This is a genomic window from Curtobacterium sp. MCBD17_008 (assembly GCF_003234475.1).
Classification (GTDB): Bacteria; Actinomycetota; Actinomycetes; order Actinomycetales; family Microbacteriaceae; genus Curtobacterium.
Genome location: NZ_QKTK01000013.1, coordinates 30,749 through 43,754, shown reverse-complemented (window position 1 = coordinate 43,754; position 13,006 = coordinate 30,749). Strand labels below are relative to the sequence as shown.

The following is a 13,006-nucleotide window of genomic DNA, read 5'->3' as shown; positions in this document are numbered from 1 at the left end:
GCCCTGTGGCTCCTGAGGGGCAACGCGTCCGGTGGGCCACCGGCGTCAGGCCGGATCGACTCCGGCAGCGTGGAGGAACTCCGCCACGAGGTCGACGACCGCGGCGTACGCCGAGTCCGCGTCCGTGAAGTCGGGAGCGGTCGCCTCCAGCCGGCCGTCGACGAAGCGGTCCGCGTCGGCCCAGCCACCGGTCCACACGACGAGCTCGAGTTCGTCGGAGCCCCGCCACAGCCGGAGACCCAGCGACTCCGGCGACGACACACGGGAGCGGTGGCGCTCGATGGGCTGTGGCCACGCGGCGTCCTCGTCGCGCCACGTCAGAGGACCGACGGCGGCGGATCGCGCCCAGTCGTCCAGGTGCGGGCGTAGCAGCAGGGCGAGCGCATCGAGGTCGACGAGGTGGTCCACGGCGTTCATGCTCCCGGGTGGTGACGGCGCTGTCCAGGACGCGGCGGGTCGGGAAGGAGGCGCGGTGTCCTCGGACGGAACGGGCCGCATGGACGGTTCTTGACAGGTATCTGAATACCAGTATGTTAGCGGCATGAAACTGCACTCCGGGCTTGCTCATGTCGGCGCTGCTGCTGTCGTCATCGGTGCGCTCAGCGCGGGCGTGACGGCGCCCGAGGCGCCCTCTGCTCACGCCACTTCCACTCTCGCTCCGTCTCGTGCAACAGCCTGGTCGATGACGGAGGTCCTCGAGGGGCTGCTCTTCATGCAGGGCAGCTTCGGCGAAGAGCTGCTTCGCACTGGGGCGCTCGGGCCGCTCTCGGCTGAGCAGTCCTCTGCCCTCGAGAAGGCACTGGCCGAGCCCAGAGCCGCCGCGATCGCTCGTTCTGTCGTGTCGGAGTTGGAGCAACGGGTGCCTGAACAGACGGCAGCCCTGATGAAGGCTTTACAAGCCAGCGATCCCATCGCAGTTCAGACGGCCATGTCCGAGCTCGGAGCCGAACTCCCGAGCATGCCCACCTTGCAGGGTCTGACGGGTCATGCTCCGGCCGCCTCGTCGACGTACGTACCCGGCGAGATCGGGACGGATTGCGGCGTGCTGGTCTGGGTGGTCGCTGGCGCCGTGCTCGTGGTCACCGTCGCGGCGGTGGGGGTCGGCGTCCTGGCGCTCGCGTCCACTGTGGCAGTGGGCTCGACCAAGGTCGCCGGCGAGAACGCGATCCGACGAGCCACAGGTGCGACCGGCCAGGCTCTCGAAGACCTGCTGACCGCCAAGGCGATCGACATCTTCCGTGCTCGATGATCGAGTCCGTCGCTGGAGAGCATCTCGGACCGTGACGGCCTGTGGGCTCCTCGTCGCGGTCCTGTTCGCGAGCTACCTGCTGGCAGGTCGGCTCGGCGGAACGGCCGCGGTGCAGATGCCCGCGCAGGGTGACGTCGGAGCTCTGTTCTCCCGGATCGCTCCGCAAGGTTGGGCCTTCTTCACCAAGCCCGCTCGCTCAGCGACCCCGACCGCGTACACCCATGACGGCGGACGATGGGTCCAGATAGCGGGTCTGTCGAACGCGCAGCTCCGCTTCCTCGGCGGATTGAGCCGGGAGGGGCGTCGGCAGGGCGTGGAGATGGCGTCCGTCCTCACCGGGATCCCGAGGAAAGCATGGCGGGAGTGCGATGGCAGGGATCTGCCGCAGTGCGTCAGCGGTCAGCGACGGCAGTCCGTCCTGAATCCGCTTCCCCATCCCACGCTCTGCGGCAACGTCGTTCTGGCAGCGACGAAGCCGACGCCCTGGGAGTGGCGGTACATCTCCAACGAAGGCACATACGTCAGCGAGGCGATCGCGCTCGAGGTGCGTTGCCGACATGCCTGATCGCAGAAGGTGGACGATCCCCTACCCGTGGGGAGCGGGGCTCGGAGTTGCCAGAAGTGTGCTCTACGCCGGGATGGCGCTGACTCTGCTCATGAACCCCGCATGGATCCTGTTCACGGTCAGCACTGCTCAGCCGGAAGTGCCGGTCTGTGACTCGTACAACGGCTGGGCGTTGTTCTGCTTGTTCGATCAACACCTCGACGTCGCTCGCGTTCTTGCAGGTTCGTGCCTTCTGGTCTTCGCCAGTGGCGTTCTCCCGTGGCTCACGGCCGTACCGGCGGCCTACTTGATCGTGAGCGCGAGTGTGACGATGACGTTGGGCGACGGGGGCGACCAGCTCTACGGGATCCTCGGCCTTCTGCTGCTTCCGCTCAGCTGCACGGACTGGCGCCGGACCTCGTGGTCGAGTAGAACATCGGATCGATGTGCTGCAGGACGCGGCAGCCTGGCGTTCGTGGGATGGGCGCTCGTTCGATCGCAGATCTTCGTCGTCTACCTCGAGGCATCCGTCGGAAAGCTCGCGGTACCGGAGTGGGCGAACGGGACCGCGCTCTACTACTGGCTCCGCAGTCCGACCTTCGGTCCGGGGCCGCTGCTCGCTCCGGTGATCCAGGCGGCGACCATTGCGCCGCTCATCGCTGGTCCCGCGACCTTCCTGGTCATCGCACTCGAGTTCGTCCTCGCCATGGGACCGCTCTTCGCTCCCAGGGTCCGGCGCTGTCTCCTCGTGCTCGGGCTGATCCTCCACGGCGCCATCGTGCTCGTCATGGGCATCACCTCGTTCTCGCTGGTGATGGCGGCTGCGCTCCTCCTGCACCTGGTCCCTACGAACGCCTCCTACGGAGACATCTTCCCGAGAAAGCGAGACTGGTTTGTCGCTCGACAGCACGCAGATTGAGTTACGCGATCGCATCGCAGCACCATTCGCAGTCCGAGTGCTCGGGACCGCGGTCGGCGCTCTCGCTGGCGGGATCATCATCACCAACGCAGTCACCGGCTTCGACGCCGAGACTTTCGTCGCCACGCTGGTCGGTTTCCTGGCGGGCTTGTCGGGGGTGGTCGCGCGGATCACCATCCTCGTGACCGGCGGAACGGTCCGCATCTCGTTCTTCCCGTTCCTCAAGGTCGCGTTCGAACTCGCGGAGATACGGCGAGCGACCGTGGTGGCGATCGATCCTGTACGCCTCGGTGGTGTGGGAATCCGACGTTCTCAAGGGGCCCGCGTGCTCGCGACGTCCGCGGGCACGGGAGTTCGGCTGGAAACGACCCGCGGCGCGATCATCGTGCAGAGCACGATCGCGGAGCGCGTCGCTTCGGCACTGACGCCTGCTGGGTGAACGCCTCAGCGCAGGATCCCTCCGGACGATGATCGCGGGGTGCGCTCACTGGGTCGGCACGGGCAGGATCCGGCGCCGCCCCAGGTCGTCGAGGAGCTCCACGAGCCGGTCCGCCGAGTCGTGGCACTCCCCGAACCCGGCCTGCCGGATCTTGATGAGGGAGGAGACGTTGTCCCACGTCGAGTTCAGGATCATGTCGGCGAACCGCCAGTCGACGAGGTCGGCGTAGGGCGTGGCGACGAGCCCGTGCCGCTCCACCATCCGCTGCCACAGGTCCTCGCGGGAGGGCATGACCTGTGCGAGTTCCATCGACTGCGGCTCGGCGAGGTCGAGGCCGTGGTGGTCGGCCAGGCGCTCGAACAGGTGGCTCCAGCGCACCACGTCACCGTTCGTGACGTTGAACGCCTCTCCGGCCGCAGCGGGGGTCGTGCCCGCCCAGTCGGTGGCGCGGGCGAGGAGCTCGGCGTCCGTCATCTGGTAGAAGATGCCGTCGTAGGTGGTGCGGGCGCCGGGGAACCGCAGCGGCAGCCCGAGCTCCTTCGTCATGCTGACGTACGTCCCGATCGCCATGAGCAGGTTCATGGGCGTGCCCTGCGCGTACCCGATCACGGCCTCGGGGCGGAGCACGGTCAGCGCGAACCCTTGGGACGCCGCGCGCTCGCGGAGCAGGTCCTCCTGGTCGTAGTAGAAGTTCGGGACCATGAGTCGCGGGTCGTCCTCCTTCGCCGGTGTCCTGAACCGGCCGAGGTGTGCGCCGTAGTACTTCATGCCCTGGTAGAGGGTGACGTGGCGGAGTGGTGCATCGAGCCGATCCAGGGCGTCGAGCGTGTTCTCGAGGAGCGCGACGTTCGGGGCGATCTGCTCGGCGAGATCGGCGTGCTCCACGTAGGCGGCGAACGCGAGGCGCGTGGTGTCGGCGGCCAGCCGGAGTCCGTCGACCGCTGCGTCCGCGTCGGACAGGTCGACGGGCAGGTGGTCCCAGCCGGACACGGGGCCCTGCGGAGCGCGGCGACTGGCACCTCGCGTGCGGACACCACTGCGGGCGAAGTGCTCCACGACGCTGCGCCCGACGACGCCGCCAGCCCCGACGACGAGGACCGCGTCGCTGTCGTCGGCTGGTGTCCCGGAGGCCGGGGATCCGTCGTCCATGGTGCTGCTCCTGTCGGGTGGCGAACGCGGCGCGGCTCCTGCCGCGCCGGTGCCGATCCTGCCCCGCCGACCCCGGCCGGAGCCCAGGAACGGCTGGCACCCAGGAACGGCCGGCGCCGAGGAACGGCCGGCACCGAGGAACGGCCGGACGGGAGGCGGTGGTCCCTCCGCGTCGACCCGTGCCGGTCAGTTGATGCAGGTGCCCTTCGCCCCATACGCGTCGCCGACCGGCCTCGACGGTGCGGGTGCGGGTTCGGCTGCGTGGCTCGCAGCGGAGGGTGCTGCTGCCGGCGTGCTGCTCGCTCCGCCAGCCGGTGCCGGTGCAGGTGTCGAGACGGTGTGCCCGTCGGTGCCGAGGACGAGCGTCATCCCGCTCACCGTCGTCGACACGACCGGCGTGGCGCCGGGCACGACCGCTGCGACCGCTTTCGCCTGCGCTTCCGCTCCCGCGGGGTACTCGATGACGGTCGTGCTGGTGCTCGGGGCGTCGCCGGGCGCTCCGACGACGAATCCCTTCGCGGTCAGCGCGTTCGACGCCGTCGTGGCACCGCCCGGGGTCCCGGCGCCGTTCAGGACCGAGACGTGCACGGTCGAGGGATCAGCTGCCGACGCAGCGGTGTACGCGGCAGGCGGCCCGACGATGTCTTGGATGAAGGCGGGCATGGCGGCGAAGTCGACGGCCACCGTCGCGTACCCGTCGATCGTCGGGGTGCCGGCCGTGGGGATCGTGGTCGAGCGGATGGCGGACAGATCGATGTGGCTGAACGTCGAGACCAGGTCGGGGATGCTCAGTGTGTCGTCGACCTGCACCGCGTCGCCGACGCCGTGCAGCAGGTCCGCGACCTTCACCGGGTTCAGGAGCGTGCGCGCCGACAACGCCTCCCGGGCCTCCTGGGAGAGGAAGTACTGCTGTCGGACCTCGCGGTCCAGGTCACCGCGCGGCAGCCCGTCACGCTGCCGGACGAAGGACAGGGCCTGGGACGCGTTCAGGGTCGATCGTCCCGCGGGCAGGTCGACGCCGGAGTTCGTGTCGTGGGCCGCCTGGTTCAGACAGACGTCGATCGGCCCCAGCGCCTTGACGAGCTGGTAGAAGCCCAGGAGCGACACTCGCACGAAGTGGTCGATGGTGAGGCCGCTGGTGTTCTCGATGGTCTGGATGAGGAGCTTCATCCCGCCGGCGTCACCGCCGCCGTCCGCGGCTCCGTCGGAGAACGCGCTGTTCAACTTGAAGGTGCCGTGGCCGGGGATGGGGACCCAGGAGTCGCGGGGGAACGAGATCATCGTCGCGCTACCGCCGTCCGCGGGGATGTGCAGCACGATCATGGTGTCGGTGTTGGTCGCGCCGTCGTCGAGCTGGGTGCTGAGCTCGGCGAGTTCCTGGGGCGTGGCGTCGGCCGGGCGGTGGTCGTCCCCGATGAGCAGGATGTTCTGTGCCTTCCCGTCGGCGTCGTCGGCCGCGTCCTCGACCGTGGAGCCGTCCGCAGCGGACTGCGCGACGTGCACCTTGGTGAGGCTCGAGTCGAGCTGTTCGTACGACCACGCCGCGTAGCCACCGGTCAGGAGCAGTGCCATCGTGAGGGCACCGCCGATGGTCGGCAGGACGAGACCACGGCGGCGCTGCCGCCCGTGCCGGACAGGGCCGCCGAGGGCGGTGGCGCGGGGTTCGGTGGGCATCGGGTTCCCTCGATCGTGTTCGGTGGCAGGAGGAGCAGTCTCACATCGGGACGATCCGGGGACATCCGTGGGACCACGGGTTGCGTATGTGGGTCCTCGCAGCCACGGGACCTCGCGGCTCGGTGCTGGCCATCGGTCTGACGGTCCTGGTCGCCCAGCTCGTCGCGACCGTCGTCAACGGGTTCACCGGGCTCGTCACCTCGCTGTTCCAGGCCGCTCTGCTCGTCACCCCGGCGATCGTGATGTCGATGGCGCAGGGGATCCTGTTCATCTCGATCGTCCTGCTCGGCGACCTGTGGTTCGGACTCGCGGGGATCATCTGGGCGCTGACCCTCACCGAGGCCCTGGTCGTCCTGGTCGTCCTGGCCGGCGTGGGCATCTGGCTGGCGTCGCGCGGCCGGATCAACCGCGGGCTTGCGGCGGGCAGTGAGGAGCGCGCGGAGGCCGCGCTGGAGCAGGCCACCGTGAGACGGGGTGCTCGGCCGGGAGGCGCGGGTGCGGCAGGCGGGGCCAGTGCCCCTCAGGGGCGGGTGCCGCTCCCTGCCACCCCGCTGCGCTCGCGGGCGAGCAGCGCGTAGCCGTCGAGCGTGGTCCACGCGCCCTTGAACCAGTCGGCGTCGACCTGCCTCGACTCCTGTCGGAATCCCGAGTGGGTCAACAGCCGTGCGACCGCGACGTTGCGCAGATCACAGAACGCGACGACCCGGTGGGCGTGCTCGTCGTCGAAGAGGTGGTCGAGCAGAGCCGCCAGCGCTTCGGTTGCGATCCCGCGGCCCCGCGATGACCGCGCCAGGGTCACGCCGACCTCGAAGGTGTCCGGCTGGTCCTCGAGGCGGTGCAGCGCGAGGTCGCCGAGGAGCACGTCGGACCCGGTCTCGCGGACGGCGAGCTGCAGCCAGGACCCGGACGACGGGAGCCGCCCGTCGGGCTGATCGGTGACCAGGCGCTCGGCGTCCGCCCGGGAGTAGTCGGTGTCCCACGACTGGAACCGAGCCACATCGGGGTCACGTCGGTACTCCGTGAAGGCGTCGATGTCACGTTCCGCGAGCGGCTCGATGCTCAGGCGGGCGGTCGTCAGCGTCAGTTCGGTGTTCCTCGGAGCCATGCGCCGAGGCTAGCGGGGGACCGGGGCGGGCTCGGCGCCGGACAGCGTCACGAGGAGAAGACGAACGTCCCGAACCCGATCCACGCGAGACCGATGCCGACCAGGGTCGCGAGGCTCGAGACGGTGGTCGCGACGACGGCCGTCACCGGCTGCCTCCACCTCCGCAGCGACCGCACCGAGATCCACAGTGCGACGACGGAGACGGGCAGCGAGCCGATCAACACGAAGGCCTGCAGGGTCGCGCTGGCGCCGGCCGCCGCTGTCGACAGCTGCCCGCCGGCCTGGTCGAACAGGGACGGCGGGGTGTCGCGCTGCGGGCCGAGCGCGCCGGTGGTGACGAGGACGGCACACCAGGCGACGACCAGGAGGATCGCGATCAGCGCGCCGACGTCGGGTTGCCTCCGATGCGCGTCTACACGTGTCGTCATCGGTCGACCACCACCGCGTGCGCGTCGGCGAGGGCGTCGGTGTCGTCGTCGACGGACCGGTCCCGACGCGGCCCGATCCGACGCCACGTCGCGATCGCTGCAGCGGCTCCGGCAGCGATCGCGATGCCGAGGGAGAGCGACGGGTCGGCGCCCGACATCCACCACGCCATGGCGAGCGACGACGTCACCGCGCCGAGCGCGCCGGCCAGTGCCGCGTGTGCTGTCGTGTGGACCGCGCGGGAGCGCACCCGCTGCAGTGCCCGGCCGAGCAGGTGCGTGAACGGCGCGGACAGGACGGCGCCGAGGAGAGCCAGCGCGTCGGTGACGACGACGAACAGGAGGCTCCACCACACCCATGAGAGAGCGTCGGGAGCGGTGCCACTGGTGACGGCGACGATCGCGGGGACGGCCGCCGTGCCGACAGGGACGGTCACCGCGGCCATCCAGAGGAAGCTCCGGCCGATGAGTCCGACGGTGTCGCCGATGTCCCAGGTGTCCATGCACCTCACTCTGCGGTGCAGTGCCCGCGGATCGGCCGCGGTCCGCCGGAACGAGACCGAACAGCAACCTCGGCAGCACCACCGTGACGGCACCGACACGCCGGAGCTCGGAACTGCTCGTCAGGATCGCGCCGTCCCGGACACTTCCAGGTGAGAGGGGGCATCAGTGGATGACGACACCGAAGCCGACGCAGCACTGGCTCGTCGGCTCGCGGACGGGGACCGGACGGCGCTGGCCGACGCGTTCGACCGGTTCGCGCCGACCCTGACGCGCTACGCGTGGGCGCTGGCCGACAGCCGACAGGACGTCGAGGAACTCGTGCAGGACACCTTCCTCACGCTCTGGCAGAAGGCTGCCGGGCTCGACCTGGCCACGAGTGCGCTGCTGCCGTGGCTGCTCGTGGTGTGCCGCAACCACGCCCGCAACCAGGCCCGACGCTCGGCGAAGAACCGCGGGGACGAGCTCCCCGAGGAGCTCGCGGCGCATCCGGGTGCCGACGAGGCCCGCGAACGCCTGCGCTGGGTCCGCGACGAGATCGCAGCACTGGCACCCATCGACCGACGCATTTGCGAGCTGTGCCTGCTCGAGGGCCACTCCTACGCCGAGGCCGCGCAGATCCTCGGCCTCAGCGTCGGGGCGGTCACCCAGCGGGTCTCCCGCTCGCGCGCACGACTGAAGAAGGCGGTGATGCACGATGAACACTGAGCCCCCCAGCGGAGACGACTTGCAGCGGATGCTCGTCTCGATGAAGCACACGGTCCTCGACCGCGCCGAGGACCGTCGCCCCGCACCGCGTCGTCGCGGCCGACGTGCCGGCATCGCGATCGGCGTGATCGCGCTGCTCGGCCTCGGCGCCACGAGCGGGGCTGTCGCCCTCGGGATGATCCCGCAGCCCTTCGCCGAGCCCGCACCCACCTCCACGCCGAGCCCCACAGCGCCGGCCGTACCGAGCACCCCAGCAGCGGCACCGGTCCAGGAGGTCCCGGTTCCCGTCCCGACACCGACACCGACGCCGACGCCGACGAGGGGCGCATTCGTGCTGGACGACCCGTCGACGTGGACCATCTCGGGGAACGAGGTCGGACCGGTCGCCCTCGGCGGGCAGTTCGACGATGAGGTCGACGACCTCGGCTCCGGTTCCGTCCGGCCGCGGGTGGACGACGCGTGCCCTGCTCCGGGTCAGGGCGTCTGGACCTGGGATGACGGAACGAAGATCGAGGTCCTCTCCGATCTCGGGAACGTCGTCCGCATGGTCCGGGTCATCGGCGCCGACCCGACGGCCGATCTCCCCGACCCGTCACGGCCCGGCCCGAGGACCACGGGGGGTTTCGGCCGCGGTGCGACGCTCACACAACTCCGATCCGAGTACCACGACCTCCGCCCGGCGAACCCGGCAGCCTCCGGTCAGTGGTCCGTCTGGCAGGCGTCCAGCGCCAGCGGGACGATCACCTTCGAGACGGGCATCGATGGGGAGACCGTGGTCGGCATCCGGATCGGGGACGAGTCGCAGCTGCCGCAGACCGTCTGCGACTGACCGACGACGGGCGGGAAGCGGCCATTGGGGGGCGCGTCCCGCCCGTCGTCACACCGGTGGGGCTGAGCGCTCGTTCACGGACGGCTGTGACAGCGCCGGGGTGTGGACAGGAAACGTCCTCCCTGCGGACCCCGCACCGTGACGCGCCTACCGTGAGGGCGTCATGACAGCCGAACACCGCAGACCCGCCGAGCCCGATGCGGCTCCGTCCGTCGCCCACCACACGGCGCACCACGCTGCGCCCGCCGATGCGTCGAAGCCCGCGCAGACCGACGACCGCAGCTCCGGCGACCAGCCGGACCCGAACCGCTGGAAGGCGCTCGTCATCTGCCTGCTCGGCGGGGGCATCGTCCTGCTCGACGTCTCGATCGTGAACGTCGCGCTGCAGTCCATCTCGACGGGGCTGCCCGGCACCACGCCCGAGGCGGTCCAGTGGATCCTGTCCGGGTACGCGCTGTCCTTCGGCCTGCTGCTCGTGCCCGGTGGACGACTCGGTGACGCCACCGGCCGACGTCGGATGTTCGTCATCGGGGTCGGCCTGTTCACCCTGGCGAGCGCCCTCTGCGGCTTCGCACCGAACGGCATCGTCCTGGTCGTCGCCCGTCTGCTGCAGGGCCTGGCCGGCGGCCTGCTCACGCCGCAGGTCACCGCGCTCATCCAGCAGCTGTTCCGCGGCAAGGAGCGCGGCACCGCGTTCGGACTCTTCGGCGCCACCGTCGGCATCGCGACCGCGATCGGCCCCCTGATCGGCGGTCTGCTCATCACGGCGTTCGGCACCGAGAACGGCTGGCGGTTCGTCTTCTTCGTGAACCTGCCCGTCGGACTCGTCACGATCCTCCTGGCCTTCCGGTACCTGCCCGCACCGAACGGGGACGAGCGGGGGAAGAAGCACGACTTCGACCCCGTCGGCATCGTGCTCCTCGGTGCCGCCGTGGTCGCCCTGCTGCTGCCGTTCGTGCAGTCGCAGGAGTGGAAGGGGAACGCGAAGTGGTGGCTCATCGTCGTCGCCGTCGTGTTCGGCGTGCTGTTCGTCCTGTGGGAGCGGCACTACGGGCGGACGAAGGAGCCCGTGGTCGACCTGCGGCTGTTCCGCCGCCGGTCGTTCTCGCTCGGCGTCGGTCTGGCGACGGTGTACTTCGCCGGTTTCACCCCGCTGTTCTTCGTCCTGACGCTCGCGCTGCAGTCCGGCCTGCACTACTCCGCGCTGATGGCCGGACTGGCGTCGATCCCGTTCGCCATCGGCTCGGGCATCGCCTCGACCGTCGGCGGCCGCGTCGTGCACCGCTTCGGTCGGCAGCTCATCGTCATCGGGACGATCCTCGTCCTCATCGGGCTCGGTGCGGTCGTCTGGGTGGTCGCGAACCACTTCGAGTCGGACCTGGGGTGGTGGCTCGTCCTGCCGCTGCTCGTCGCCGGCATCGGGTCCGGGCTCACCATCTCCCCGAACCAGACCCTCACGCTCTCCGAGGTGCCGGTCGAGCAGGGCGGATCGGCGGGCGGGCTGATCCAGGTCGGCGCCCGCGTCGGCTCCGCGATCGGCATCGCGGCGGTCGGCAGCGTGTTCTACTCCACGCTCGCGAGTTCGCGCGGCGACTACGCGCAGGGCCTGCCGCTCGGGCTCGCGGTGTCGCTCGGGTTCGTCGCGGTGGCGCTGGTCGCCGGGATCGTCGACGTGGTCGTCGGGAAGCGACACGGCACCGAGGCGTCGGTCTGACGCCGCGCACACTGCATTCGGATCCGGACATCGACGCGCACCGACCGGCCGCGGCGTTGACTGGCCCGGTCACACGACTGGAGGACACATGAGCAAGACCTGGTTCATCACGGGAGCATCCAAGGGCTTCGGCCGCGAGTGGGCGGAAGCAGCACTCGAACGCGGCGACTCCGTCACCGGCACGGCGCGCAACCTCGACGACGTGCAGGACCTCGTCGACCAGTACCCGGACACGTTCCTCGCGCTCCGGCTCGACGTGACCGACCGGGACGCCGACCGCGATGCCGTCGCCCGTGCCGCGGAGCTCTTCGGGTCGCTCGACGTCGTCGTCAACAACGCCGGCTTCGGCCACTTCGGCATGGTCGAGGAACTCAGCGAGGACGAGCTCCGCGCCCAGCTCGAGACCAACCTGTTCGGCGCCGTGTGGGTCACCCAGGCGGCACTGCCGATCATGCGCGAGCAGGGCTCCGGGCACGTCATCCAGGTGTCGAGCATCGGCGGCATCAGCGCGTTCCCGACGGTCGGCGCCTACCACGCGTCGAAGTGGGCACTCGAGGGCCTGTCGCAGTCGCTCGCCCAGGAGGTCGCGGGCTTCGGCATCTCCGTCACCCTCATCGAGCCCGGCGGGTTCTCCACCGACTGGTCCGGCCCGTCCTCGAAGCACAGCGAGGAGAACCCGGCCTACGCCGAGGTCCGCGAGGCCGCGGCGAAGCGCCCCTCGGCGGCCGACCCGGGCAAGCCGGAGGCCACGCGGGCCGCGATCCTGAAGGTCGTCGACGCCGAGCAGCCCCCGCTCCGGGTGTTCTTCGGCAAGGCCCCGCTCGGCATCGCGGAGCGTGACTACGAGTCGCGCCTCGCGACGTGGCGCGAGTGGCAGCCCGTCGCCGAAGCGGCACACGGCGCCTGACCGGCTGCCGCATCAGGACGGGAGGCACGGTGGCGGGCGGGCACCGTGCCTCCCGTCCGTCGTGACCCGGCCACGCACGCCGCGGACCTGAGCCGACACCGGACCGCCGACGCGTACCGTCGCGGACACACGACGGAGCGACCCGGAACGCGATCTGCACCCGGACCCCGCCGCGGGCACGGCCTCGCGCTGCTGCCCGCCCCCGCGCGGCCGACCGCCTCGCCGCGCCAGCGCCACCGACCAGGAAGCGACTCCCATGTCCCAGAACAACACCCTCATCCGCAGCATGCACGACCTCGGCCTCGCCGCCTGGTTCGGCGGCAACCTCATGGGTGCCACCGGGCTGAACGGCGCCGCCGCCGGCGCGAAGGACCCCGTCGAGCGCCTCACCCTGTCGAGCGTCGGCTGGGGCAAGTGGGCACCGGTGCAGCTCGCCGCGCTCGCGGTGCACGGCATCGGCGGCATCGGCCTCATCGTCGCCAACCGCGACCGCCTCGGCGTGCAGCAGGGCGCCCGCACGAACACGGGCATCAAGCTCGTGCTGACCGGTGCGGCCCTCGTCACGACCTTCTGGTCGGCCTCGGTCGGCAAGAAGATGGCCGAGCACGCCCGCGAGGGCGCCGAGGGCACCACCGAGCCGAGCGCCGACGCGTCGGGCACGCTCAAGGCGGCGCAGCGGCAGCAGAAGATCCTGCAGTGGGCGACCCCGGCCCTCACCGGCGTGCTCCTCGTCATGGGTGCGCAGCAGGGGGAGCAGCAGCGGTCGAAGGCCGGCATCCTCGACAAGTGGCGTCGCTGACCGACTCGGTCCGGTGACGGACGGGAGGCGCGGTGCCGGCTGGC

16 protein-coding genes are annotated in these 13,006 nt (G+C 70.6%); 10 read left to right on the top strand and 6 right to left on the bottom strand.

Going from position 1 to position 13,006, the window contains the following annotated elements; translation table 11 throughout:
* Positions 1 to 45: 45 nt before the first annotated feature.
* On the bottom strand, positions 46 to 417 hold the full coding sequence (locus DEI95_RS12525) for a hypothetical protein (RefSeq protein WP_110825860.1): 372 nt from the start codon (positions 415 to 417) through the stop codon (positions 46 to 48).
* A 124-nt stretch (positions 418 to 541) separates the two neighbouring features.
* On the opposite strand from DEI95_RS12525, the gene DEI95_RS12520 reads away from it, so the two are divergent.
* The 4 genes from DEI95_RS12520 to DEI95_RS12505 are packed head-to-tail and all read left to right on the top strand — an operon-like array spanning position 542 to position 3,151.
* On the top strand, positions 542 to 1,249 hold the full coding sequence (locus DEI95_RS12520) for a hypothetical protein (protein ID WP_146232893.1): 708 nt from the start codon (positions 542 to 544) through the stop codon (positions 1,247 to 1,249).
* A gap of 31 nt (positions 1,250 to 1,280) precedes the next feature.
* Entirely contained in the window at positions 1,281 to 1,814 is a 534-nt protein-coding gene (locus DEI95_RS12515; RefSeq protein ID WP_110825862.1) for an SdpA family antimicrobial peptide system protein, read from the top strand.
* Complete coding sequence (locus DEI95_RS12510; protein WP_110825863.1) at positions 1,807 to 2,712, top strand: sporulation-delaying protein SdpB family protein; 906 nt, start codon at positions 1,807 to 1,809, stop codon at positions 2,710 to 2,712. The genes DEI95_RS12515 and DEI95_RS12510 overlap by 8 nt, the downstream gene beginning before the upstream one ends.
* Positions 2,687 to 3,151 carry a hypothetical protein gene (locus tag DEI95_RS12505; protein WP_146243656.1) on the top strand — a complete coding sequence of 155 codons (465 nt, stop codon included), beginning with the start codon at positions 2,687 to 2,689 and terminating at the stop codon, positions 3,149 to 3,151. Before DEI95_RS12510 ends, DEI95_RS12505 begins: the two co-directional genes overlap by 26 nt.
* A gap of 45 nt (positions 3,152 to 3,196) precedes the next feature.
* Here the strand turns inward: DEI95_RS12505 and DEI95_RS12500 are convergent, their stop codons facing one another.
* Positions 3,197 to 4,300, bottom strand: coding sequence for an SDR family oxidoreductase (locus DEI95_RS12500; RefSeq protein ID WP_111060438.1), 1,104 nt, complete (start codon positions 4,298 to 4,300; stop codon positions 3,197 to 3,199).
* A 186-nt stretch (positions 4,301 to 4,486) separates the two neighbouring features.
* Positions 4,487 to 5,974, bottom strand: a complete 1,488-nt coding sequence (locus tag DEI95_RS12495; protein WP_111060437.1) for an LCP family protein — start codon at positions 5,972 to 5,974, stop codon at positions 4,487 to 4,489.
* An 80-nt stretch (positions 5,975 to 6,054) separates the two neighbouring features.
* On the opposite strand from DEI95_RS12495, the gene DEI95_RS12490 reads away from it, so the two are divergent.
* Entirely contained in the window at positions 6,055 to 6,552 is a 498-nt protein-coding gene (locus DEI95_RS12490) for a hypothetical protein (protein ID WP_146243655.1), read from the top strand.
* On the opposite strand, the gene DEI95_RS12485 is transcribed toward DEI95_RS12490, so the two are convergent.
* The 3 genes from DEI95_RS12485 to DEI95_RS12475 are packed head-to-tail and all read right to left on the bottom strand — an operon-like array spanning position 6,495 to position 8,007.
* Positions 6,495 to 7,079 carry a GNAT family N-acetyltransferase gene (locus tag DEI95_RS12485; RefSeq protein ID WP_111060435.1) on the bottom strand — a complete coding sequence of 195 codons (585 nt, stop codon included), beginning with the start codon at positions 7,077 to 7,079 and terminating at the stop codon, positions 6,495 to 6,497. The genes DEI95_RS12490 and DEI95_RS12485 overlap by 58 nt on opposite strands.
* 47 nt (positions 7,080 to 7,126) lie before the next feature.
* Entirely contained in the window at positions 7,127 to 7,507 is a 381-nt protein-coding gene (locus tag DEI95_RS12480) for a hypothetical protein (protein ID WP_111060434.1), read from the bottom strand.
* Complete coding sequence (locus DEI95_RS12475; protein ID WP_111060433.1) at positions 7,504 to 8,007, bottom strand: hypothetical protein; 504 nt, start codon at positions 8,005 to 8,007, stop codon at positions 7,504 to 7,506. Before DEI95_RS12475 ends, DEI95_RS12480 begins: the two co-directional genes overlap by 4 nt.
* A 166-nt stretch (positions 8,008 to 8,173) precedes the next feature.
* Between DEI95_RS12475 and DEI95_RS12470 the strand changes: the two genes are divergently transcribed.
* The 5 genes from DEI95_RS12470 to DEI95_RS12450 all read left to right on the top strand — a co-directional run bounded on the left by DEI95_RS12470 (position 8,174) and on the right by DEI95_RS12450 (position 12,962).
* Positions 8,174 to 8,713 carry an RNA polymerase sigma factor gene (locus DEI95_RS12470; protein ID WP_110890544.1) on the top strand — a complete coding sequence of 180 codons (540 nt, stop codon included), beginning with the start codon at positions 8,174 to 8,176 and terminating at the stop codon, positions 8,711 to 8,713.
* Between the two features lie 40 nt (positions 8,714 to 8,753).
* A complete protein-coding gene (locus DEI95_RS12465) occupies positions 8,754 to 9,542 on the top strand; it encodes a hypothetical protein (RefSeq protein ID WP_146243654.1) in 789 nt (262 codons plus the stop codon).
* A 163-nt stretch (positions 9,543 to 9,705) separates the two neighbouring features.
* Positions 9,706 to 11,256 carry an MFS transporter gene (locus tag DEI95_RS12460; protein WP_111060431.1) on the top strand — a complete coding sequence of 517 codons (1,551 nt, stop codon included), beginning with the start codon at positions 9,706 to 9,708 and terminating at the stop codon, positions 11,254 to 11,256.
* An 88-nt stretch (positions 11,257 to 11,344) separates the two neighbouring features.
* Positions 11,345 to 12,163, top strand: coding sequence for an SDR family oxidoreductase (locus DEI95_RS12455; RefSeq protein WP_111060430.1), 819 nt, complete (start codon positions 11,345 to 11,347; stop codon positions 12,161 to 12,163).
* Positions 12,164 to 12,419: 256 nt separating this feature from the next.
* Positions 12,420 to 12,962, top strand: a complete 543-nt coding sequence (locus tag DEI95_RS12450; protein WP_110890886.1) for a hypothetical protein — start codon at positions 12,420 to 12,422, stop codon at positions 12,960 to 12,962.
* Positions 12,963 to 13,006 lie beyond the last annotated feature (44 nt).